The organism is Reyranella sp. CPCC 100927, assembly GCF_007859315.1.
In the GTDB taxonomy this organism is placed as follows: domain Bacteria; phylum Pseudomonadota; class Alphaproteobacteria; order Reyranellales; family Reyranellaceae; genus Vineibacter.
The window spans coordinates 53,483-75,750 of record NZ_VOHA01000025.1; the positions used below are offsets into that span (position 1 = coordinate 53,483).

Consider the following 22,268-nt stretch of genomic DNA (forward strand, 5'->3'; position numbering starts at 1 on the left):
GTGATGCCAGGGTCTGATATGGCTGATCTGTTCAATGCACGGCGGGGGCGACATGTTCTTGGAAACGATTGCGGAGCAGGACGCGACAGGCCGGGTAGCGGAAATATACCAGGCGCAGAAATCGCAACTCGGTTTCATCATGGCGGCGGCGCAGTGTTTCACCGCGCGTCCCGACCTGCTGCCGATCTACACGGAGTTCTCCGAGAAGATCCGCGCCGGCTTTTCACTGGGCGTGCGGGAATGGCGCCTGATCACCTTGATCGCCGCCAAGCATGTACCCTCCACCTATTGCTCATACGTCTATGGCAAGCAACTGATTGCCGACCTGGGATCGAAAGAGGCCGTGATCGCCGTTCAGCGGGACTTTCGCGCCGCGGGGCTGCCCGACAAGGACGTCGCGATGCTGGCCTATGCCGAGAAGGTGACCCGGGACGCATCGCAGGTGTCGCCGGCGGACATCGACCAGCTACGCGTCGTCGGGTTCACGGACCGGCAGATCTGTGACATTGCGTTGTGCGCCGCCTTCCGCTGCTTCGTCAGCCGGTTCTTCGATGCCGTGGGCGCCGGCCCCGAGGCAACGTTCATCGACAGTGACGACGCATTTCGAACGACGATGACCGTTGGCAGGACGTGCTGAGAGATAGCCACAAACGCGTCAATTCCGGCCGGCGCAGGTGTGTTTCTGCTGCGAACGTGATTGGATGCACCCGTTTGGCGCGCGTCTGTTGACGTGCCGTCGGTGCGTTCGGAGTGATCATGATCATGGGCGTTCCGGCCGCGGAGCTCGCGTGGCTCGTGGCCGGCATTCTGGCTGCCGGGATCGTTACCGGCATCCTGGCTGGATTGTTCGGCATCGGCGGCGGCGCCGTGATCGTACCGGTGCTTTACGAATTTTTTCGCGTGCTGGGCGTACCGGAAGACATCCGCATGCAGCTGTGCATCGGCACGTCACTGGCCATCATCGTGCCCACAAGCGTGCGATCTTATCGCGCCCATCGTGCCAAGGGAGCGGTGATCGGCGGTGTCGTGCGACAATGGGCGATACCGGCCATCGCTGGTGTCGCCGTCGGTGCTGTCGCGGCGGCGTTCGCGCCGGCTGCCGTCTTCAAGATCGCCTTCGTGGTCATCGCGGCCTTCATTGCCGCCAAGTTGCTCTTCGGCCGTGACAGCTGGCGGCTGGCACCGGACCTGCCGGGCGGCGCGGCGATGGCCAGCTACGGCTTTATCGTCGGGCTGTGCTCTTCGCTGATGGGCGTCGCCGGTGGCTCGATCTCGACCGCGATCCTGACCCTGTACGGCAAGCCGATCCACAACGCGGTCGCCACGTCGTCGGGAGTCGGCGTGCCGATCACCATTGCCGGAGCCGTGGGTTACGCGCTCGCCGGCTTGCCGCACCAGAGCGTGCTGCCGCCATTCTCGATCGGTTTCGTCTCGCTGATCGGCTTTGTGATCATGGCGCCGGTGTCGAGCTTGGTCGCCTCCTGGGGCGCGCGGTTGACGCACCGCCTTCCCAAGCGCCGCCTCGAAATCGCCTTCGGCTTGTTCCTGTTGCTGATCGCGGCGCGATTTGTGGCCAGTCTGGTGGCGTGAAGAGGCAGCGCCCGCGCCCAACTACCGCGAGGCCAGCCTGATCTGCACCTCGATCGTGGCGCTGCGGCCAGTGGTATCGATGACCGTGAGGCGGGCGCGGCCGTTGCCATCCGGGCGCCACAGCGGGTCGGCCCGGAAGCGATCGTCGGCCAGGGGCTTGCCGTCGATCAGCCAGCGCAGGGCGCCAGTGCCGCCCTCGGCCTTCAGTGGCACGACGTTGTCGCCGCTCGCGACTTCCAGGGTGCTGTTCGCCACCGGGTAGAGAATGCGCGGCGGCTTTGGTGGCAGCGCGGTCGCAGCGGAGGATGCTGGCCGGCGGTCCAGTGTCGCTGTCGCCGCGTGCAGGCGTGCCGCCTGCGGGATCAGCACCCGCATCGCCGGCGGCAGGTCGCTGTTGCGCGCGACGATCAGTGCGTCGGGTGGCGGCGGTGTATGGACGGCGTCTTCGCCGGGCAGGCGCTCGAACAGCTTCAACAGGATGGGCAGCGCCGTATCGCGGCCGATACGGCCGGGCAGGGGCGCGCCGTCGGCGCGACCGGTCCAGATCACGACCGTATAGGCACCCGAGACACCGGCGGCCCAGGCATCACGGAAGCCGTAGGAGGTGCCGGTCTTGAAGGCGATGACGCGATCGCCACCGCGCCGGCCATCGATGGCACGCATCGGCGCCGTCCAGCCGTCGGGCAGCGGGCTGTTGGCCAGCACGTCGCGCACTTGCCAGGCCGCACCCGGTCCCATCAGCCGGAAGCCGTCGGCCAGCGGCTGCTCGGCCCGCAGGCGCAGTGGCCGCACGGTGCCGTCGCGCGCCAGGCCGGTATACAGCGTTGCGAGATCGAGCGGCGACAGCCCGACTCCGCCCAGTGCGATGGCGAGTGACGCGGGATCACCCGGTCCGCGCGGCAGCGCCGGCGCCACGCCGGCCTGACGCAGCAGGGCGAGGAAACGCGCAGCACCGACGCGGTCCAGTGCCGCGACAGCCGGCACATTCAGCGACTGCTGCAGCGCACGGCGGATGGTGAGCGTGCCCTGGTGATCGCGATCGAAGTTGCGCGGCATCCACTCGCCGAAGCGGATCGGCGTGTCGTCGACCAGGGTCTCCGGGTTGGCGACGCGATCGTCGAAGGCGACACCGTAGATGAACGGCTTCAAGGTCGAACCAGGCGAGCGCTTGGCGCGCACCAGGTCGACATAGCCCTGTCGCGCGTCGACGTCGCCGCCATGCCAGGCGACGACCGCGCCTTTGCGATTGTCGACGACGACGATGGCGATGTTGCTGTCGTCGCCGGCGCGGGCGCGTTCCTCGCCCGCGAGGCGCGCTGCGGTGCTCTGGATCTCGCGGCGGATCGTCGTGTGGATGGCGCGTTCGGAAGGCGTGGCGCTGGCCAGCATCTGGCTGAGGTGCGGCGCCAGGCGCGGTAGCGCCAATCGGCGGTCCGGGGCCGACTGTGCCAGGGCCTCGCTGAGAGCCTGCGCATCCAGCGCGCCGCGCTCGTGCACGCGCTGCAGCACCATGTCGCGCGCGGCATGGGCGCGATCGGGGAAACGATCGGGCCGACGCCGCTCGGGCGATTGCGGCAGGGCGACCAGCAGCGCCGCCTCGGCCGGTGTCAGACGCTTGGGTTCCTTGCCGAAATAGGACAGCGATGCGGCGCGCACGCCCTCGATATTGCCGCCGAACGGCGCCAGCGTGAGATAGATCGAAAGGATCTCGTCCTTGGAGTAGCGCCATTCGAGCTGCAGGGCGCGTGCCGCCTGCACGACCTTGCCCGTGAACGAGCGCTTGGCTTGCGGCTGGAGCAGGCGCGCGGCCTGCATCGACAGCGTCGAGGCGCCCGACACGATGCGCCCGCGCGACGCGTACTGCAGCGCGGCGCGCGCGGTGGCCAGCGGATCGACGCCAGGATGCGAATCGAAGCGCTGGTCCTCGTAGGCTTTCAGCAGTTTCAGATAGACAGGGTCGACGTCGTCGGGTGTCGCTTTCAGGCGCCAGCGGCCGTCGGCCGCGGTGAACGCTCGCAGCAGGCGGCCGTCAGCATCGAGCACCTCGACCGATCGCGCTTCATAGCGCGACAGGTCGGGTGGGCAGATACGGTCGAGCGCAAGCAGGCTGCCGACGGCGGCGAGCGATGCCACCACGAGCGTACGGACGATACGGAGGGTCTTTTTTGGACCGCGGGCGTCCACGCCCGCACTCGCTCGGAGCGAAGCGGAGAGTGAAAGACTGTCGGCGCCGGCGCGCCGATGCGGGCGTGGACGCCCGCGGTCCAAAGGGGGAGGCCCCTCATCTGCCCCTTCGGGGCACCTTCTCCCCGCCTTCGCGGGGAGAAGGGGTGAGGACGACCAGCCGAACATGGGCCGCTCCCCTAGCGGGCCAGCACGGTCAGCTTGCCGCCGGCGGTGCGGGCGACGGTTTCGGGGTCGTACATGTCCTCGGCCTGGATCGCGGGCAGCGCGTAGGTGCCCGGGGTGACCGCACGCACGATGTAGGCGAGCTGCACGCCCGAGCGGTCTTCCTCGTTGTACCAGAAGCGCATGGCGTCGCTGGCGTTGCGCCGACCCAGGGTGAAGGCGGCGAAGAAGCGGTCATCGCGCGCTTCGGTGGTCGATACCGACGACAGCTTGGGCAGGAACTTGTAGGCATTCTCCTGCGGCAGCACGCCCTCGATCTCGAGCCCGGCCGGCAACAGATCGAGCAACGCGACCTCGCGATACGTTTTGCTGACGTTGCCGACCGAGACCACGACGATCAGGCGATCGTTCTGGCGCACCTTGGCGAGATCGGCCGGCTTGCCGTCCAGCGTCAGGTACTGGCGATGGAGCTGCAGGCCCTTCTGCTCGGCCGGCAGTGGCTGCGTGGGCACGCCGCGGACGGAGACCGTGGCCCACACTTCGCCCGCGGCCGCATTCTTGACCGTGAGCTTCTTGCCGGCCTTGACGTCGACATCAAAGGCGGCCGGATCGCGCTCAGGCTTCACCGACTGGCCGTCGACCAAGAGATCGAGCTTGCCGCTGCCGCCCTGCAGGGTGGCGTGGGCGGCCATCAGCATCCACGCCTTCTCCTGGGTCGTGGTCCAGCGGTCCTCCAGGCGCTTCTGCTCCAGCATCAGCGCCGTCAACCGCGCGAGCGCCGGCCGCTGATCGGCATCGGGCACCAGCGAGATCAGGCCGGCGAGGTCGCGCAGCGGCGTGCCGTAGTAGTCGTCCTTCGGCTTCTGCCCGACATTGGCCATGGCGAGCTGGAACTGGTTCTGCGAGCGGCCGCGCTCACCGACCAGGGTCAGCGCCGCCGCCAGATGCCCGCGACCGAGCGCGCCGGCGATCTTGTCGCCGTCCGTGTCCTGGAAGTAGCGGACACGACCGGGGTCGGCGAGACCGGCCTTCGCCAGCACGTACCAGGCATAGGCCTGCGCGTTGGGCGTCATCTTCTCGGCGGTGCGCTGCAACCACAGCAGGCCACGCCGGTAGGGTGTCTCGGGCACAACGAAGCCCTTCTCGCGCGCCCGCATCAGGAAGTCCAAGGCGTAGACCTGCAGCCACGGATCGGCCGCGGAGCTTTGCGGGCCCCACATCCCGAAGCCGCCGTCCGACGCCTGGCGATCGAGCACGCTGAACACGGCGTCCTGCACGCGGCGTGCAATGGCCCGGTCCTCGCGCTGGGCGCCGAGCAACGCCACGTCGTTGAAGTAGAGCAGCGGCAGGGCGCGGCTGGTCGTCTGCTCCAGGCAGCCGAACGGGTAACGATCCAGCGAGCGCAGGATCGAGGCGACGTCGAAGCCGCGCAGGGCCGAGACCGCCACCGCGACATTGGCGGTACCGGGCAGGAAGTCGGCGGCGGCCTCGCGGTCGACGGTCAGCTCCTTGCCGGCTGTCAGCGATACGGCGAACTGCTTGGTGATAGGCGCCTGGGTCGGCCGCACCTCGATCTGCCAGTCGCGCGTCACCTTGAAGCCGCCGGGGCCTTCCATCGCCAAGGTCACCGTGCCGATGCCGGTTTCGCGCGCCACGATCGGCATGCTGAACTGCTCGCGCTTGTTGGCGGGCAGCGCGACGGTCTTGTCGCCGCCGGTCACGTTGATCGGACCGGTGGCGGTCAGGTGCACCTTGTAGTCGCCGGGTTTGCCTTCGACGTTGTGCAGCGAGATCGTGGCGCGGCTGTCATCGCCGGGCGCCAGGAAGCGCGGCAGCACCAGGTCGCTGGTGATGGCGTCGCGCACGAACAGGCGCTTCTCGCCGGCACCGACCCGGGTCTTGTCGAACGCCACCACCATCAGCCGGACCTGGCCGATGAAGTCGGGCACATCGAGCGCGATGCGCGCCTCGCCGTTGGCGTCAAGCTTCACCACGCCGGAGAACAGCGAGGCGATTTTGATCGGCACGGCGTCCAGCCCGGCACCGCCGCCGCCGTCACCGCCGCTGCGCAGCTGGCCCATGAAGTCGGCGCGCGGATCAAGCAGCTTGCCGTAGTCGTCGCGCATGGAAACGCCCAGCATGCGCTTGCCGAAGTAGTAGTCGACCGGCGCCGGCGTCTTGTGCTTGGTGAGCTGCAGGATGCCCTCGTCGACGGCGGCCAGGGTGACGAACACCTCGCTGTTGCCGGCGTTGGCGACCTTGACCGGCATCACGACGCGCTGGCGTGGCGCCACGCGTTCGGGCGTGCCGATCTGCACCTGCAGGCTGCGCGGGCCGGGGTCGATGGCGAGCCAGGCCAGGCCGACCGTGCGCACGGGCGTGCGGTCGGTGGTCTGCTGCTGCAGCGGCCGATAGGCGGTGACCAGCGCGTAGGCGCCGGCACCCCAGTCGGCCGAGACCGGGATCTCCAGGGTGGAGCCACCGGCGGCGACCTTCACCATGCGGGTCTCGAGGATGCGGTCGCTGGCCAGCACCAGCAGTGCCTCGCCGGCGAACGGCGCCTCGATGCGCACCTTGGCCGTTTCGCCTGGTGCATACGCCTTCTTGTCGGCCACGACACCGGCGGTGTCCGGCGTATCGCGCTCGTCGGATGATGAGCCCCAGCCGACATAGAACTTGATGACGGTGCGGGTATCGTTGTCGGCGTCGACCACGACCAGGCGGTGGCGGCCCCATTCGAAGGTGCCGCGCACAGTGGCCGGGCGATCAGCGGCGACATCGAGCGTGCCTTCCGACACAATCGCGGCGCGGTCATTGTCCTGCCAGCGCCAGCGACCATCCTGGTCCTGGAACCACTGGTAGGTGCGATGGATGCGTTCGATGCGCCACTGCAGACCCGGGCGCGCGATGCGCTTACCGTTGGCGTCGACGGCGGCAACCTCGAAGGCAGCCTCGTGGCCCTCCGGCACGAAGAAGGAGAAATCCTTCTTGCCATACCATGGCGGCAGTTCGCGATCGCCGATCGCCGGACGTACGCCGACATAGGCCTTGCGGGTGCGAATCGGGACCGTGAGCGTTTCAGACGTCGGACGACCGCCGGGCTCGAGCACGGAGATGCGGGTCTCGCCCAGCAGCGGCGCCAGGTGGTCAATCTTGTCGTCGAAGATGGCCGTGGCGCGGCTCTTGCCCTTGGCATCGAGCGTCGGCACGTCAAGCTTGATGATCTCGGGGCCGAACTTCGCGTCCAGATCGCCGAACACGTAGCCGGGCAAGGCGGGGAAGGGGGCCGGATCGACCTTGACGGTCATCTCGCCTTCGCCCTCGAGATCGGCGGCGGGGGCGCCATAAAGGAAGTCGGCACCGATATCGATCGTCACTTCAGCGTCGCGACCGACGGGGGCCTTGGGACCCGCGAGCTCGACCTTGATCTTCTGCGGGATGAAATCCTCGACTGCGAACTCGACGCGGCCGACCGGCGCGCCCTTGGGATCGAGATAGGTTTCGACCGACCATTTGCCGCGCCGCGCGGTGCGCGTCAGCTCCAGCGGCCAGTGCAGACCGCCGGCGCCCTGCATCTGCAGCGCGGCGCGCCGGTACTCGACGCCATCGGGTCGCTTGGCGACCATGGTCACCGGCACACCCTCGACGGCGTTGGCGGCGCGGTCGCGGATCAGCGCTATGATGTTCACGGTCTCGCCGGGCCGGAAGACGCCACGCTCGGTGTACAGGAAGGCATCGACCGGGCCGGGCACGGGACGGCCTTCGACACCGCGGTCGCTGAGGTCGAACGCGGCCTTCTTGATGTCGATGTGGTTGAAATCGGAACGACCGCGATCCAACGCCATCACCATGACGGGCTCGGCCGCGGCCTTTGCGTTGAGCAGGTTGGCGGGGAAATGCGCCTTGCCCTGCGCGTCCGTGGTGAGCTTGGCGATGTCCTCGTTGTTGCGCGTGATCAGGGTCAGTTCGACGCCGGCCGCCGGCTGCGCCGTGTTCAAGGAGCGCGCGAACACCGTCAGCCCGTCACTGCCTGTGAAGGTCGTGAGCCCGATGTCGGTGTCGATCAGCCACTGCGTGGCGAAGCGGCGCTCATAGTACTTGTCGTAGTCGAAGTTCTCGTTCTCGCGGCTCAGCAGTTCGTCGAGCGTGCCGTCGGCGGCATTCCACGCCACCACCACGTAGGCGCCCGGCTTCCAGTCCTTGACGACCTCGCGCACCGGGATGGCCGTCGTCACCGCCTTGTTCTGGACGTTGCGCACTTCCATCGTGCCCGACCACAGCAAGGTGCCGGTCTTCTTGCGGAACGCGTCCATGGCGTAGGACTGCAACTCGCGGCGGTTCTCGCCGAAAGCCTCGTCATCGTCGGCATAGAAGATCGAGGCGCTGCGCCCGACCTGCGAGACCATGCGCTCGCTGATGCGGTAGACCTGCACGTAGACCTTCGAGACGTTGACCGTGGTCAGCGGCACGCCGCCGGCGGTCTCCCGCGGCAGGATATAGCCCTTGCCCTGGAACCCCACCGATGCCGGGCGTTCGCCCAGCGCCACATCGACCTTTTCGCCTGAAGTGAGCTTGGCGCCGCCCTTGGCCGGCAGGCCGGCCTTCAATTCGACAGTGTAGTTGGTGCCGTAGGCCAGCCCGTTGAGGCAGATGCGCTCCTGGCGCACGACCACGGCCGGCTTGATCTGCGGTTCGATGGCCAGATAGTCCTCGTACTTCACCCGCCCGCTGTCATCGAGCATTTCGGAGAAGTGCAGACAGGCTTCCGGTGTCGCGTCGGCGCTCAAGGTCATGCGCGCAAAGCGGAACGGGATCGGCGTTGGTGTCGGTGTCGGCGCCGCGGCAGGTGTCGGTGCCGGCTTGGGCGCCGCATCGGCCGCCTTCGTCTCAGGCGGCTTCGGCGCCGGCTTGGCGGCCGGCACCGGCGGCGTGGCGGTGGCGACGTCGAACGGATCGGCGCGGTGGCCGATGACGTAGCCGCCGAGGCCCGAGAGGACGGCAACGGTGACGAGGAGGGCTGCGGTGGTCTTCTTCATGGCCATCACCTTGAGCAGGCCGTTCCGCGAGGGGCTGCGGAAGGGCTTGGTGTACGACGCAGGAGGCGTGTGCGGCACAGCCTACAGGGTTGATATCTAAAAGAAAAGTGATCGCTCGCCGAAGCGTTTGTTGGAAGAATATGAGGCAAGCAGATACACATGGGAAACAATAGTCCAAATATCGTCGAACCGTGGCTGGATTGTGTCAGCGGCACGTCAGCACGGAGACCTGGCGAAATTCCTCAAAGCCGTGCTGTTCCTGCAACACGCTTTGCACGATTCCGGCACATCCGGCTCGCGGGGTGAAGGCCCTTGTGATGACGTCCTTGTGGATGACCGTGCAGGGCGTTGTCGCCGCCGGCGGCACCCTTTGCTAAGCAGGTTGCCGCACACGTTTTCACACGGACATGACCCTTCATCTGATCAAGCTCGCCGTCGGAGTCGACGACATCGCGCATCTGAAGAAGCTCCAGGACAAGCGCCGCAAGGAACGCCGGCAGAAGCCGGGCACGCCGCACTGGGTCTTCACCCGCAACACGCCACGCCGATCCGACGCATTGTTGGATGGCGGTTCGCTGTACTGGGTGATCCGCGGCGTGGTGCGGTGCCGGCAGGAACTGGTCGGCCTCGACGAGGACCGCGACGCTGACGGGGACAAGTTCTGCCGCATCAAGGTCCGGCGCACGGTGGTTCCGACGGCGCCCAAGGCCATGCGTGCCTTTCAAGGCTGGCGCTACTACGAGGACGAACTGGTGCCGTCAGACCTGCGCGCCGGCGACACCGCCGACGTGCCGCCCGATATGGCAGCCGAGCTGAAACGGCTGGGGTTACTGTAGGAGACGGCCGTCCGGCGCTGGCTGAACTACAAGCCGGTGTACGGGTTGTGGATGCCGTACTCGGCGTAGATGCGTTTCAACTCAGCCCAGCTGACATTGCGCGCGACGCCGTCCGGCCCGATCACCAGGAAGGCGTCAGGCGCCCGCAACTCGTCGGCATCGGGCGCGCGGCCCGGCTTCACATTCACGTCCTGCGCGGCGTCGCTGACCTTCTTGGTGAACCGGTCCTGGTTGCCGTGCTGCTTGTTCTTGCGTCCCTGGAAGAACAGGTCGTTGATCCAGCCGACGTAGAACGGGTCATCGTTCTCGGCCAGACGGCCGCCCCAGGCCGTCGCGGCGCGTCCCGGCGGCACGTTGGTGATGCTCATGAAGTCGATGTCGGAGAATACCTTGTTGCCTGCCTTGTCCTTGAGCACACCGTCGGGCCCGAACTTGAAGCCCTTCCGCTCCAGGTCCCAAAGCTCGTCTTCCATATCGAGCCGCTTGCGCTTGCCCAGCGTTCGTTCGATCTCGTCGAGATCGGGCCTGACATACAGCCCCTCATGTGGACCGCTCTTGGCCGATTTGAGGCTTTTGATTTCCGGTGGCTTGGGTGTGTAGCCCGGCGCGCCGTCGAACTTCAAAGCCGTGGGGTTGCGCTTGCGGGCAACGACCAGCTTTGGCGGCACGCTGAACTTGCACCACTCGCACGCGCGCGCCAGGTCGTCGGCACGCCAACCCGCCGCCCGGGCAACCTGCGCATAGCGCTTCTGGACGGTTTCCACGAAAGCGCGCCTGATCCTTTGCTCCGCCTGGGCCGCTTCCCGCTGGGCCTTGCGGCGCATGGCTTCGGCACGCTCCATGGCCTCGCGCGCTGCCTTGCGGGCGCGCAGGGCCTTTTCCTCCAGTACCTGGAGGATGTGCATGACCCGGCGCAGGCGCGCATAGAGGTCGGACAGCTTCTTGGCGATCCGCAAACCCTTCGCGGTCTTGCCGGCGAGATCGCCGAGATACGGCAGGACGGAGACGAGGCTCAGGGCGGCGCCGACATAGTCGCTCTTCTGGATGCTGCGCGTAGCGCCATAGAGATCCGAAAGGGGCGTGGGGTCGGCGATACCGATCACGTCGATTGCGGCATCGACATACTCGGTTTCGATTTCGGCCTGCAGCTTGATCAGCTCGGCACGAACAAACGCCATGTCCTCCGGCTTGGCGACGATCTCCCATTCACCGCGCGGCGCACCGTTGAGACCCTTGCCGTAGTCGGATCCCCACGCCGCTTGTCCGGCGTACCCGAATGTTGCCGCCTGCGGATTGAAACCGAACAGGCTGACGGCGATGAAAGGGCTGTTGCCGGCAGTGAGCCCGACGGTCGCCATCACGCCGGGGCTCTTCTGGGCACGGTTGTCGAAGAGAATGCAGGCGTCGCGCGAGGTGTTCCATTCCCACCAGCCGAGCTTGCCTTGATCCCAGCCGGCGCGATTTGCCAAACCGGCATAGGCGACAGCCCAGTCCTTGCTGTCGCGTTCGAGTATGACGTCGCCCCGCACGAAGCTGAAATCGACGTGCACAAGAAACTGGCCCGCCATGGCTCACCCCGTCGTGCCAAGGCATCACGCGCGGCAGGCTGGTCGCACGTCCGGTCTGCCGCGCAGGGCACTATTTGTACCCGAGTGCAATATTTATCGGGGGCCCCGTTGCGTCCATGAAAGATTTTTGAAGGCGTATGCCATGCCGGCATGCCCTCGTCAGGGCACGGCGTCGGGCCGTTCCTTGCGCAGTGCCAGCCATTCGGCCATCAGCCGGCCGTTGTCGGCCGGGAATGTCTCCTCCAGTACCGACGAGGCCGCGACGCGATCGACGCGGAAGTGGCGGTAGTCGGCGCGCAGTTCGCACCACGCGGCAATCAAGGTGACATCGACGTAATAGGCCATGGCAATGGGCCAGACGGTGCGCTCGCTGCGCTTGCCCTTGTCGTCGACATAGGTGATGCGCATCTTGCGCTGCGCGCGGATGGCGCCGCGCACGGCGGCGAGATCGACGCCGGTGGGTGTCACGGCATCGCCATCGGAAATATAGAACGCAGGCTGCTCGATCGGCGGACGCAGATCTTCGGGCAGCACAGCCATCACTTTGGACAGGACGTTGTTGGCAGCCTGCTGCAGCTTGCGATCGCGCAGGCGGCGCACCAGGCGGGCGCCGACGGCGATGGCGTCGACTTCCTCGGCCGTGAACATCAGCGGTGGCAGGTCAAAGCCGCGGCGCAGCAGGTAGCCGATACCGGCAGCGCCCTCGATGGGAATGCGGCGGGCTTGCAGGGTGGCGATGTCGCGATAGACCGTGCGCACCGTGACTTCCAGCTCGGCGGCAAGCGCCGCGGCGGTGAGCGGCCGGCGGGCGGAGCGCAGGATCTGCAGGATGTCGAACAGCCGGTCGGCGCGGCGCATGTCGAGAGCCTCCGAGGGCGGCGGTCGATACTACTGACAAAACGTTGTCAGGAGCCACGGTCTATCCATCCGGTCCCATCGATGGAGGACCACCATGGTCGCGCCCAGGGACGACACGTCCATCGGGATGTTCCTGATTATGGCATCCGCCGCCGCGTACAGCACCGCCGGCCTGTTCACCCGCCTGATCGCGCTGGATACCTGGACCGTGCTGTTCTGGCGTGGCCTGTTTGCCGGCGGCTTCCTGGCGGCATGCATCGCCTGGCAGTATCGCGGCCGGGTCTGGGCCACGGTGCGGTCCATCGGATGGATCGGCCTGCTGGCTGCCGCCTGTTCGACGGCGGCGACGATCTGCTTCATCAACGCTTTGCGGCTGAGCAGTGTGGCCGACGTGATGGTGATCGGCGCGACGGCGCCGTTCGTCACGGCAGCGCTGGCGTGGTTGTGGACGGGCGAACGCCAGCGTCCGGCGACATTGGTTGCCAGCGTCGCGGCATTGGCCGGCGTGGCTCTGATGTTCGAGACCCGAATGCCGGCCGGGCACATGCTGGGCAATATGCTGGCGCTGGCGATGACCGTCCTGCTTGCGGCGATGATGGTGATCGTCCGCCACAAGCGTGACACGCCGATGCTGCCGGCGACATGTCTCTCGGCTTTCGCCGTGGCGCCGGCCGTTCTCGTGATCGACAGCCCCAGCATGCCGGCCGGCATGGATCTGGTGTACCTGATCCTGTTCGGTACGACCCAGTTCGGGCTGGGCCTGCTGCTGCTGACGCTCGGCACGCGGCTGATCGCGGCGACGCGAGCGGCCCTGATCAGCGCCCTGGATACGCCGCTGGCGCCGATCTGGGTCTGGCTTGCCTTCGGCGAGACGCCGCGGCTGATGACGTGCATCGGCGGCGCCGTTGTGATGCTCGCCGTGATCGGCGATATGCTGTGGTCTCAGCAGGGAGGCCCGATATGTCGGACCAAGGTCAGGGCGATGCTATCGTCATGCGTCGGTACGGTCCGCCCGCGGTCCTGCAGCTTGAGAGAGTGACTCTGCCGGCGCTGGCGGACGGCGACATTCGCGTGCGCAGCCTGGCGTCCGCCGTCAATCACTCGGATCTCGAGATCCGGGTCGGCACCTGGCGCATTCGTGGGGACGACCCGTTTCCCTACGTTCCCGGCCTGGAGGTCGTGGGCGAGGTGGTGGCAACCGGTGCCGCGGTGTCGGACTTCCGCATCGGCGATCGCATCATCACCATGATGCAGGGCTTCGGCGGCGTGCGCGCCGAGCGGCCTGGCGGCTATGCCACCTTCGCCACGATGCCGGCAGCGACGGCAGCGCCAGTGTCCGCCGACCTGGATGTCCACGCGGTCGCGGCCCTGGGGTTGGCGAGCGTCACGGCGTTCGAGGGCTTGCGCAAGCTGGGCAGCCTCGACGGACGGCGGATCGCCGTCACCGGTGCGGCGGGCGGCGTCGGCTCGGCCGCCATCGGCATAGCGCGGGCGCAGGGCGCCGATGTGGTCGCCATCGTCTCGCGCACCAGCCAGGCCGACTATGTCAGCGGGCTGGGCGCGGTCGATGCCGTGGACGCCGACGCGGTTGCGGCGGGCGCGCTGGGCGAGGCGAGCCTCGATGGCATCCTGGATACCGTCGCCGGGGCGGGCTTCGGCGCTTACGTGGCAGCCCTGCGGTCCGGCGCCACGCTTTGCCTCGTAGGATCGGTCGGCGGCCACCATGTCGCGTTCGACACCGACTATCTCTATGACGTGACCTTGACCGGCTATTCGACCGAAAGCCTCGATAGCGCCGCACTGCGCCGTGCCATGGCGTCCATCACTGACTATCTCAGGCGCGGCGTGCTGGTGCCACCGGCGTACACGCTCTTCGCCCTGCGCGACGCCGCTGCGGCGCACGAAGCGCTCGAACGACACGGCGTGCAGGGCCGGATTCTCCTCGTGCCGCCGGAGTGATCGGCGCGATACGCATGGACGGGTATCGAGTCAGATTGCAAAGGGGTCAACAATGTTGACGCCAGCCTTCTCGAAGTCGCTGCGGTTGCGCGTGACAACGGTCAGGCTGTGGACGAGCGCCGTGGCGGCAATGAGACTGTCTTTGATTGGCATTGCCCGCCCAGAAGAGCGGAGATGAGCGAGCAACTCAGCCCATCGGAGCCCTGTATCGGCTTCCCAGGGCAAACAGTGGAGACGCTGAATACCTGCATTGAACCATTGCTCAAGCCGCGTGCGTTTTTTGCCCTTCTGCAGAAGGAGGATGCCGAACCGCACCTCGCCGAGGATGATGGGATCAACGGCAATCTCACGTTCGTTTTGCCGAAGCCAATCGATCACCCGAAGATTGGGTACTGGCTTCGTCGGCTCGCTGAGAACGTTGGCGTCGACGAGGTATCTCACAGCGTGTCGGTAGACTCTGAGTCGATAGGAACGAAGAAACCCTTCTCAGGGCATGCAAGGAGCCAATCAACCACGCCTTCATTGGGTGGGATAGAACGGCGCTTGAGGCGATACTCGCCGCGATCGAGACGCTCGACATCGAATTCCTGGCCAGCCTCGATGCCGTCCTGCAGCCGGAGTTCAGCGGGCAACACGATCTGCCCTTTTGAGGAAACCGTTGTTTTCATGTATGTAAGATAATGTCTTACCGAATTCCGGTCAAGGAGTGACGGATCGACCTTGGGGAGTGTTCTCTAATCCTTGGCGGCCGCCTTGCGTTCGGCATCCAGGCGCTTGAGTTCGCGGCGCATGATCTTGCCGGTGGTGGTGAGCGGGAAGTCGGTGACGAATTCGACCTCGCGCGGATACTCGTGGGCCGCCAGCCGTGTCTTCACGTAGCCCGCGATGTCGGCCTTCAGCGCATCGGACGGCGACACCTCGGGCCGCAGCTGGATGAACGCCTTGACGATCTCGGTGCGCACAGGATCGGGCACGCCGACGACGCCGACCATGGCCACGGCCGGGTGCTTGATCAGGCATTCCTCGATCTCGCCCGGGCCGATGCGGTAGCCGCCCGAGGTGATCACGTCGTCGTCACGGCTCTTGAAAAAGAGATAGCCGTCCTCGTCCAGACGCCCGAGATCGCCGGTCAGCAGCCAGTCGCCGGCGTACTTCTTCTGCGTCGCCTCGGGATTGTTCCAATACTGCAGCATCACCACCGGATCGTGGCGCCATCCGGCGAGCTGTCCTTCCTCGCCCGGCGGCAGCGGATTGCCGGCTGAATCGACGACGGCGATGCGCCGGCCAACGCAGGCCCGGCCGCAGGAGCCGGCGCGTACCTCGAACCAGTTGGGGCTGTTCAAGGTCATCAGGTTCATCTCGGTCTGGCCGTAGCCTTCCGAGAGCGTGCAACCGAAGGTCTCGCGGCCCCACTGCAGCAGCTCTTCGCCCATCGCTTCGCCGCCGGTGTAGACAGTGCGCACGTTATAGTTCCACCGCTGCCGCGGTGTTTCGACCTGGCGCATCATCTTGAGTGCCGTGGGCGGGATGAAGCTGGCGCTGACGTGATGCTTCTGCAGCAGGTGGAATGCCTTCTCGGGATCGAACTTGGTGAAGCGGTGCGCCAGGACCGGGGTCCCGAAGTACCAGGCCGGGAACAGCGCGTCGTAGAGACCGGCGATCCACGCCCATTCGGCCGGCGTCCACAGCACCTCGTTGCCGCGTGGCCAGAAATCGGCCCATTGCTGCATGGCCGGGATCACGCCTTCGAGCATGCGGTGCGCGTGCAGGGCGCCTTTGGGTTGGCCCGTAGTGCCCGACGTGTAGACCAGCAGTGCCGGGTCCTCGCGATGCGTGTCGACGGTGGTGAAGGAGTCCGAGGCTCTTGAGAGGAGGGTATCGTAGTCCAGGAAGTCGGCGGCGTGCTTGCCGGCGCCGATGACGATCACGTGCTTCAGCGCCGGCAGGCGCGGGCGTGCCGAAAGTACCTTGGGCAGCTGCGACATATCGGTGATGACGACGCAGGCACCGGCGTTGGCCAGGCGATACTCGACCGCTTCCTCGCCGAACAGGGTGAACAGCGGCAAGGCCACGGCGCCCATGCCGTAGCAGGCGACATGAGCGACCGCGAGTTCGGCGCTCTGCGACAGGAACACGCCGACGCGATCGCCCTTGGTGACGCCCAGGCCGGTCAAGGCATTGGCGACCCGGGCGCTGCCGCGCAGGACATCGCCGAAGCTCCAGGTCCGTACCGAGCCGTCGGCGTTTTCGACGATCATGGCCAGCGCCTGCGGCGGGTGGCGCTCACAGACCTGGCGGCGGATGTTGTAGCGGTCGGCGATGCGCCACTGAAACCGGCGCTGCGCCTCTTCATACGGTACGCCCAACGGCAACATCTGCTCGACCTCTGCTGGACCCTGCGCGCGTCATTTGAGCATGAACGGCGCGCAAGTGTCTGCGGCGATCTGCATAGGCTGTCGGGTGCCGTTCGCTCAGCGGTTCGGCGCGCCGGCGATCTGCATCGGCTTCACCTCGATGCGCTGCCAGACGTTGCCGGTCACGTAGGGATCGCGTTTCAGCCAGGCGTCGAGGTCGGCACGATCCTTGAAGTTCACCATCATGGCCGAGCCGATCATCTTGCCAGCGTCATCCAGCAGCGCACCGCCGGACACCACTTCGCCGCTCTCCAGCATCGGTTTGATGCCTTCGAAATGGGCCGGCCGCGCCGCCATGCGGCGGTTCTGCGCATCGGCGTCGGTACCGTCGTAAGCGATCACCAGATAGTGCGGCATGCTGTGTTCCTCCCGGGATGGCGGCGACCGATGCGGTCCGCCTGTTGCGGCGCACCGTATTTTCTTTCAAACGATCGATCAAGATTGTCGCTCCGGACCGATTGCGCTATCTGCCTGTGATGCACGCGGACAGAAGGGCAGGGACGCAGCGTGATGAAGACAGGCGCACCATGAAAAAGATCAAGCCTAACGGGCCGGTGGCCATGGGCCGCAATACCAAGGCCGGCGAGCCGACGCGGTTGCGCATCCTCGACGCTGCCGAGCGGCTTTTCGCCGAGAACGGCATCGACGGCACGTCACTGCGCGGCATCATGGCGGCAGCCAAGGTCAGCATCTCCCAGATCAACTATCACTTCGGCACCAAGGAAGCCCTGCTGCATGCGATCTTCGTGCGGCGCGCCGTGCCGCAGATCCAGGCGCGGCTGAAACTGCTGGACGACGTGCGCGGGGTGCCGCCGGAGCAGCGCCTGGAAGAACTGGTGCGCACCTATTTCGCGCCCATCGAATGGTTCGTTGCGGGCGATCGCGAGTCGGTCGACTTCGTGCGCATTCTGGCGCGTATCGGACTGGATCCCAGCGACGCCGGGCGTTCGATGCTGTCGGAGTTCTACGACGACTTTCAGCATCAGGTGATCGATGAATTGCAGGGGCTGCTGCCTGAAGTGGCGGAAGCCGATATCTACTGGCGCTGGCACTGTATGCTGGCCATCCTGCTCTACAGCATGACCTACGTCAGCCGCCTGCGCGACGTGTCCGGCGGCCGCTACGACATACGCCACGGCAACGAATTCTTCGAACACGTGATCCCGTTCCTGGTCACGGCCATCCGCACGCCGAGCCGGCCCGGGAAGAAAGCGTCGGCCGCTCGCTTGTATCCGACACCCAACGGTACCGGGCTGTCCGGTGCCAGGCGATCACCCTCCGGCAAGCGTCGGCCGAACGCGACCACCAGCGCGTAACGACGACAACATCACCGCCACGTGAGGCTGCCGTCCGGTGCGCGGACGACAGTCCATTGCAATTCGATCGATCGATCGATATAGTTTCAAAAAACGGAGGAAACGACATGCCCAAAGGGCAGGGATGATCGCCGATTCGCTGGCGCGATACCGGGCGCCCACGGTGGACGCATCGCGGCCGCCGTTCATCATGCTCAAGAACGTCGCCAAGACCTATGGCGCGCGCGCCGGCGGTTCCGTGCAGGCTGTGGAGAGCGTCTCCTTCGAGATCGGACGCGGCGAGTTCACATCGATCGTCGGGCCGTCGGGCTGCGGCAAGACCACGCTGCTGAAGATGATCGGCGGCCTGCTGCCGGTATCCGGCGGCACGATCGCCTACCACGGCATCCCGAGCGGCCAGAAGCGGCCCGATCTCGGCATGGTGTTCCAGGACGCCGTGCTGTTGCCGTGGCGAACGGTGCTGCAGAACGTGATGCTGCCGATCGAGGTGGCGCGGGGCGATCGCGCGGCCGGCGAGAAGCAGGCGCGAGCCCTGATCGAGCTGGTGGGGTTGCGCGGCTTCGATGACAAGTATCCGGGCGAACTGTCCGGCGGCATGCAGCAACGGGCCTCGATCGCGCGGGCGTTGGTCAACGATCCGGCGTTGCTGCTGATGGACGAGCCGTTCGGCGCGCTCGATGCGCTCACGCGCGAGCGCATGACATTGGAGCTGCAGCGGATCTGGAGCAGCAGCCGCAAGACCGTGCTCTTCATCACGCATTCGATCCCCGAAGCCGTGCTGCTGTCGGACCGCGTCATCGTGATGACGACCCGGCCCTCGCGGGTCGCCGAGATCATCGACATCGACCTGCCGCGTCCGCGCACGTTGCAGATTTCCGGCGATATCAGGTTCATCCGCTACGCCGCGCACATCCGCGAGTTGTTCACCGCTACGGGAGACCTTTGAGTCATGAGCGTGCACGCAACACTGGATGGCGTGCGGGCCGGCGAGACTCTGTTCACGCGATTGGTCCGACGCTTCGATGGCGGTTTTCTGCTGTCGCTGATGTTGTTTGTGGCCCTGTTCGGCGGTTGGCAACTGGCCGTGAACCGCGGATTGATGCCGGCGTTCGTCCTGCCGGCACCGACCGACGTGGCGTTGCGCGTGGTCGAGGACGCGATGCTGCCGCGCGTGCACGTCGCGACCCTCTATACCTTGACGGCGATCCTGGTCGGCTTCGCCATTGCGGCCATCCTCGGCATCGCGCTCGGAGCGGCCATCGCGCTGGTGCCGCTGCTGGACCGGGTGCTGTCGCCCTACATCATCGCGCTGCAGACCATCCCGAAAGTGGCGATCGCGCCGATCCTGATCATCTGGTTCGGCATGGGCATCGAATCCAAGATCGTGATCGTGGCGCTGATCGACTTCTTTCCCATCCTGGTCAACGCGGCGGCCGGCTTTCGCAATATCGATCCGCGCCAGATCCTGCTGATGAACGCCATCAACGCCTCGCCGTGGCAGATTTTCGTCAAGGTTCGCGTGCCCAACGCCATGCCCTATCTGATGGCGGGCATCTACATCTCGATGGTGTTCTCGGTGATCGGCGCCGTCGTCGGTGAATTCATCGGCAGCACGCAGGGGCTGGGCAGTGAGATCGTGCAGCGCCAGGCGGTCATGGACGTTGTCGGCGTGTTCTCGATGCTGGTCATCCTCACCTTGATCGGCATTGCGCTCAACGCCATCACGCGCCTGGTCGCCAAGCGCCTGGTGTTCTGGGCTGACTCCGAGAATCCGTCTGGCGTGTAAGTGCCGGCCGGCGCACCGATCCCCATCCAGGAGGACGATCCGTGAGCAGACGACACAGCATCCAGATTCCCGGCTTCAAGCACGTCAACCCGATCCCCAATGCGGCGCGCGTCGGCAATCTGCTGATGTCCGGCGTGATCCATGGCGTGGATCCCGACACCCACACGCTGCCGGCGGATCTGGAAACGCAATGCCGCAACATGTTCGCGCATGTCCGCAGCATCGTGGAGGCGGGCGGCGGCACGATGGACGACATCGTGAAGATGACGGTGTGGCTGAAGGACGTCACGCAGCGTGACGTGCTGAACAAAGCCTGGCTCGCGGCTTTCCCGGATGCCGACAACCGGCCGGCGCGGCATGCCTTGCCCGTTGTCGGCGACTCGCCGGCCCTCATTCAATGCGACGTGACCGCCGTCATCGGCTGAGCCAACAGGAGACAGTGATGCAGGATCTGGCCAATATGCAGCTGAAGCCGATGCAGAAGTTCAGGGTGTTCGATCCCAACCCGAAAACACCCTCACCTCTGCCACCGCCCAAAAGCTGCGACAGCCAGTTCCACATCTTCGCGCCGGCCGACCAGTATCCGATCCGCCCTGGCGCGGCTTACCACACACCCGAAGCGACGATCGGCGCTGCGCTGCGCATGCACAAGGCGCTGGGTATCGAGCGTGGCGTGATCGTGCAGTCGACGGCCTACGGCAAGGACTACCGCATCCTGCTCGACGGCCTGAAGACAGCGGGCCCCAATTACCGCGGCATCACCGTGATCGACGACACGGTGAGCGACGCCGACCTGCAGCGCATGCACGACGGCGGCGTGCGCGGCATCCGCTTCAACTACCTGAAGGTCCTGAACATCGTACCCAGCCCTGAGACGCTGAAGCGTTCGATCGCGCGAGCCCAGGACATGGGCTGGTTCGTGAAGTTCAACGCCTCGGGCGAGGACCTGCTGGCGATCGAACCGATCCTGCGCACGATCAAGACTCAGGCGGTGGTTGATCATCTGGCATTCCCCGATTTCGGCCGGCCGGTGACACAGCCCGGCATGCGCCTGGTGCGCGACCTGATGCAGCAGGGCAACTGGTGGATGATGCTGTCCAACGGCGATCGCGCCTCGCGGCAAGGCCATCCGTGGCGTGATGCCATTCCCTACGCCCGATCCTACATCGACGTTGCGCCGGACCGCGTGATCTGGGGATCGGACTGGCCGCATCCGCTGGTCACCGAAGACCAGGAGATGAAGAACGATGGCGACCTGCTGGAGCTGCTCTACAGCTACACCGCCAGCGAGGCGATCAAGCGCATGATCCTGGTCGACAATCCAGCCGTGCTGTTCGGCTTCGATCGCTGAGGCGATCCAATTCAAGGGGGGAGGGAAGCATGAATCCATCATGGGGGACCATCGGTCGACTGGCGACTGTGGCCAGCCTGGCCTGGGCCATGGCAGCGCCGGCCGCGGCCCAGCTCAAGAAGTTCGCGGTTCAGGGCGGTGCGCCGGTGCCGTACGTCGCCTTCGCGCCGATCTACATCGGCCAGCAGGCAGGATTCTTCAAAGAGGACGGTCTCGACGTCGAGATCCGCTACTCCTCCGGCGCGCCGCAAGCCACCCAACTGGCGGCCGCCGGCCAGGCCGACGCGGCGATGATCACGGTCGAGCCGTCGATCAACGGCTACGAGAAGGGCATCCGCGGCAAGATCTTCTTCGCCACCAACAACCAGCTCATCTACTACATCGCCGTGCCGGAAGGCTCGCCGATCCAGCGCATCGAGGATCTCAAGGGCAAGAAGATCGGCGTCTCCAACTTCGGCAGCGCGGCGGTGCCGGTGGTGCGTGCCATTCTGCGGGCGGCAGGGATCGAGCCGGGCCCCGACACGCTGGTGCCGGTCGGCGTCATGGATCAGGCGATGGCCGCCCTGCAGTCGAACAACGTGCAGGCGCTGGGGCTCTTCGACGGCATCTATTTCGGCCTCGAGCGCGCTGGCTACAAGTTCCGTTACTTCAAGCACCCGACCCTGGCCACGCTGGGCAATGGCGGCATGTTCGCGTCCGACAAGGCGATCGCGGCGCGGCGCGATGACATCTGCGGCTTCGGCCGCGGTTTCGCCAAGTCGGTCGTCTTCATGCTGACCAATCCCGAAGCGGCCACCCGGATGTGGTGGAACGTGTCGCCGGCGGCCAGGCGCGGCGCCACCGATGCGGAGGCGATGAAGAACGGCCTGCCGGAGATCATCAGCACGGCCAGGACCTACGATCTCGGTTTCCCGCCACAGAAGCGGTATGGCGTCATCGACCAGGTGCGCTTCAAGAGCTACGTCGACCTGCTCAAGCAGGAGGGTGTCATCGCCTCGGCGCCCGCCGTGGGCGAACTCGTCACCGACAGCTTCATCGACTGCATCAACCAGTTTGATGCCGAACAGGTGCGCAAAGTCGCGCGCGACTGGAAGGGGTGACGGGGGCCGGAATCTCTCTCTTTTCCCCTTTCCTGCGGGGACAATCGCGACAATACAATCAATCGGTTATATGACGGCGCTTCCGCCACCGGCGGTCTGACGCTA

Annotated in this window: 19 protein-coding genes; 11 read left to right on the forward strand and 8 right to left on the reverse strand. The window is 66.1% G+C overall.

The window, feature by feature from the left end; genetic code table 11:
• Positions 1-52 precede the first annotated feature (52 nt).
• Both FQU96_RS35890 and FQU96_RS35895 read left to right on the forward strand, forming a co-directional pair.
• Positions 53-637 carry a carboxymuconolactone decarboxylase family protein gene (locus FQU96_RS35890; RefSeq protein WP_146546226.1) on the forward strand — a complete coding sequence of 195 codons (585 nt, stop codon included), beginning with the start codon at positions 53-55 and terminating at the stop codon, positions 635-637.
• 119 nt (positions 638-756) lie between these two features.
• Positions 757-1,590, forward strand: a complete 834-nt coding sequence (locus tag FQU96_RS35895) for a sulfite exporter TauE/SafE family protein (RefSeq protein ID WP_146546227.1) — start codon at positions 757-759, stop codon at positions 1,588-1,590.
• Between the two features lie 21 nt (positions 1,591-1,611).
• Here FQU96_RS35895 and pbpC read toward each other — a convergent pair whose 3' ends face one another.
• Both pbpC and FQU96_RS35905 read right to left on the reverse strand, forming a co-directional pair.
• A complete protein-coding gene (gene pbpC / locus FQU96_RS35900) occupies positions 1,612-3,774 on the reverse strand; it encodes a penicillin-binding protein 1C (RefSeq protein WP_255468760.1) in 2,163 nt (720 codons plus the stop codon).
• A 179-nt stretch (positions 3,775-3,953) separates the two neighbouring features.
• A complete protein-coding gene (locus FQU96_RS35905; RefSeq protein ID WP_146546229.1) occupies positions 3,954-8,975 on the reverse strand; it encodes an alpha-2-macroglobulin in 5,022 nt (1,673 codons plus the stop codon).
• 407 nt (positions 8,976-9,382) lie between these two features.
• Between FQU96_RS35905 and FQU96_RS35910 the strand changes: the two genes are divergently transcribed.
• Positions 9,383-9,811 (forward strand): DUF1489 family protein, encoded by a 429-nt coding sequence (locus FQU96_RS35910; protein ID WP_146546230.1) that lies wholly within the window; start codon positions 9,383-9,385, stop codon positions 9,809-9,811.
• 26 nt (positions 9,812-9,837) lie between these two features.
• Here FQU96_RS35910 and FQU96_RS35915 read toward each other — a convergent pair whose 3' ends face one another.
• Together FQU96_RS35915 and FQU96_RS35920 are read right to left on the reverse strand one after the other, a co-directional pair.
• Entirely contained in the window at positions 9,838-11,379 is a 1,542-nt protein-coding gene (locus FQU96_RS35915; RefSeq protein WP_146546231.1) for a hypothetical protein, read from the reverse strand.
• Between the two features lie 159 nt (positions 11,380-11,538).
• The gene (locus FQU96_RS35920; RefSeq protein WP_146546232.1) at positions 11,539-12,237 is read right to left on the reverse strand and encodes a YafY family protein; all 699 of its coding nucleotides are present in this window, start codon (positions 12,235-12,237) and stop codon (positions 11,539-11,541) included.
• A gap of 94 nt (positions 12,238-12,331) precedes the next feature.
• Between FQU96_RS35920 and FQU96_RS35925 the strand changes: the two genes are divergently transcribed.
• Both FQU96_RS35925 and FQU96_RS35930 read left to right on the forward strand, forming a co-directional pair.
• The gene (locus tag FQU96_RS35925; RefSeq protein WP_146546233.1) at positions 12,332-13,276 is read left to right on the forward strand and encodes a DMT family transporter; all 945 of its coding nucleotides are present in this window, start codon (positions 12,332-12,334) and stop codon (positions 13,274-13,276) included.
• The gene (locus FQU96_RS35930) at positions 13,198-14,196 is read left to right on the forward strand and encodes a zinc-binding dehydrogenase (protein ID WP_146546234.1); all 999 of its coding nucleotides are present in this window, start codon (positions 13,198-13,200) and stop codon (positions 14,194-14,196) included. Before FQU96_RS35925 ends, FQU96_RS35930 begins: the two co-directional genes overlap by 79 nt.
• A 30-nt stretch (positions 14,197-14,226) precedes the next feature.
• Here the strand turns inward: FQU96_RS35930 and FQU96_RS35935 are convergent, their stop codons facing one another.
• The 4 genes from FQU96_RS35935 to FQU96_RS35950 form a co-directional block, all read right to left on the reverse strand.
• On the reverse strand, positions 14,227-14,637 hold the full coding sequence (locus tag FQU96_RS35935) for a type II toxin-antitoxin system VapC family toxin (protein WP_146546235.1): 411 nt from the start codon (positions 14,635-14,637) through the stop codon (positions 14,227-14,229).
• Entirely contained in the window at positions 14,634-14,864 is a 231-nt protein-coding gene (locus tag FQU96_RS35940) for an AbrB/MazE/SpoVT family DNA-binding domain-containing protein (protein ID WP_146546236.1), read from the reverse strand. The genes FQU96_RS35935 and FQU96_RS35940 overlap by 4 nt, the downstream gene beginning before the upstream one ends.
• Before the next feature lie 66 nt (positions 14,865-14,930).
• Positions 14,931-16,571, reverse strand: coding sequence for an AMP-binding protein (locus tag FQU96_RS35945; RefSeq protein ID WP_146546237.1), 1,641 nt, complete (start codon positions 16,569-16,571; stop codon positions 14,931-14,933).
• A 96-nt stretch (positions 16,572-16,667) separates the two neighbouring features.
• Positions 16,668-16,967, reverse strand: a complete 300-nt coding sequence (locus tag FQU96_RS35950; protein ID WP_146546238.1) for a YciI family protein — start codon at positions 16,965-16,967, stop codon at positions 16,668-16,670.
• Between the two features lie 170 nt (positions 16,968-17,137).
• Between FQU96_RS35950 and FQU96_RS35955 the strand changes: the two genes are divergently transcribed.
• The 6 genes from FQU96_RS35955 to FQU96_RS35980 all read left to right on the forward strand — a co-directional run bounded on the left by FQU96_RS35955 (position 17,138) and on the right by FQU96_RS35980 (position 22,163).
• Complete coding sequence (locus FQU96_RS35955) at positions 17,138-17,926, forward strand: TetR/AcrR family transcriptional regulator (RefSeq protein WP_178130974.1); 789 nt, start codon at positions 17,138-17,140, stop codon at positions 17,924-17,926.
• A gap of 124 nt (positions 17,927-18,050) precedes the next feature.
• Positions 18,051-18,872, forward strand: a complete 822-nt coding sequence (locus FQU96_RS35960) for an ABC transporter ATP-binding protein (protein ID WP_146546240.1) — start codon at positions 18,051-18,053, stop codon at positions 18,870-18,872.
• Between the two features lie 3 nt (positions 18,873-18,875).
• Positions 18,876-19,712: an ABC transporter permease gene (locus FQU96_RS35965; RefSeq protein WP_146546241.1), complete on the forward strand. Its 837-nt coding sequence runs from the start codon at positions 18,876-18,878 to the stop codon at positions 19,710-19,712.
• A gap of 41 nt (positions 19,713-19,753) precedes the next feature.
• A complete protein-coding gene (locus tag FQU96_RS35970) occupies positions 19,754-20,137 on the forward strand; it encodes a RidA family protein (RefSeq protein WP_146546242.1) in 384 nt (127 codons plus the stop codon).
• Between the two features lie 17 nt (positions 20,138-20,154).
• Positions 20,155-21,063, forward strand: coding sequence for an amidohydrolase (locus FQU96_RS35975; protein WP_178130976.1), 909 nt, complete (start codon positions 20,155-20,157; stop codon positions 21,061-21,063).
• Positions 21,064-21,092: 29 nt separating this feature from the next.
• Positions 21,093-22,163, forward strand: coding sequence for an ABC transporter substrate-binding protein (locus tag FQU96_RS35980; protein WP_146546244.1), 1,071 nt, complete (start codon positions 21,093-21,095; stop codon positions 22,161-22,163).
• The last annotated feature ends 105 nt before the right edge of the window (positions 22,164-22,268 follow it).

Bases quoted from the DNA above. Each gene is read 5' to 3' on its own strand.
- FQU96_RS35965 (WP_146546241.1), top strand. From the start codon at position 18,876: ATGAGCGTGCACGCAACACTGGATGGCGTGCGGGCCGGCGAGACTCTG.
- FQU96_RS35910 (WP_146546230.1), top strand. From the start codon at position 9,383: ATGACCCTTCATCTGATCAAGCTCGCCGTCGGAGTCGACGACATCGCG.
- FQU96_RS35975 (WP_178130976.1), top strand. From the start codon at position 20,155: ATGCAGGATCTGGCCAATATGCAGCTGAAGCCGATGCAGAAGTTCAGG.
- FQU96_RS35915 (WP_146546231.1), bottom strand. From the start codon at position 11,379: ATGGCGGGCCAGTTTCTTGTGCACGTCGATTTCAGCTTCGTGCGGGGC.
- FQU96_RS35960 (WP_146546240.1), top strand. From the start codon at position 18,051: ATGATCGCCGATTCGCTGGCGCGATACCGGGCGCCCACGGTGGACGCA.
- FQU96_RS35920 (WP_146546232.1), bottom strand. From the start codon at position 12,237: ATGCGCCGCGCCGACCGGCTGTTCGACATCCTGCAGATCCTGCGCTCC.
- FQU96_RS35925 (WP_146546233.1), top strand. From the start codon at position 12,332: ATGGTCGCGCCCAGGGACGACACGTCCATCGGGATGTTCCTGATTATG.
- FQU96_RS35945 (WP_146546237.1), bottom strand. From the start codon at position 16,571: ATGTTGCCGTTGGGCGTACCGTATGAAGAGGCGCAGCGCCGGTTTCAG.
- FQU96_RS35980 (WP_146546244.1), top strand. From the start codon at position 21,093: ATGAATCCATCATGGGGGACCATCGGTCGACTGGCGACTGTGGCCAGC.
- FQU96_RS35940 (WP_146546236.1), bottom strand. From the start codon at position 14,864: ATGAAAACAACGGTTTCCTCAAAAGGGCAGATCGTGTTGCCCGCTGAA.
- FQU96_RS35955 (WP_178130974.1), top strand. From the start codon at position 17,138: ATGAAAAAGATCAAGCCTAACGGGCCGGTGGCCATGGGCCGCAATACC.
- FQU96_RS35895 (WP_146546227.1), top strand. From the start codon at position 757: ATGATCATGGGCGTTCCGGCCGCGGAGCTCGCGTGGCTCGTGGCCGGC.
- FQU96_RS35950 (WP_146546238.1), bottom strand. From the start codon at position 16,967: ATGCCGCACTATCTGGTGATCGCTTACGACGGTACCGACGCCGATGCG.
- FQU96_RS35930 (WP_146546234.1), top strand. From the start codon at position 13,198: ATGTCGGACCAAGGTCAGGGCGATGCTATCGTCATGCGTCGGTACGGT.
- FQU96_RS35905 (WP_146546229.1), bottom strand. From the start codon at position 8,975: ATGAAGAAGACCACCGCAGCCCTCCTCGTCACCGTTGCCGTCCTCTCG.
- FQU96_RS35890 (WP_146546226.1), top strand. From the start codon at position 53: ATGTTCTTGGAAACGATTGCGGAGCAGGACGCGACAGGCCGGGTAGCG.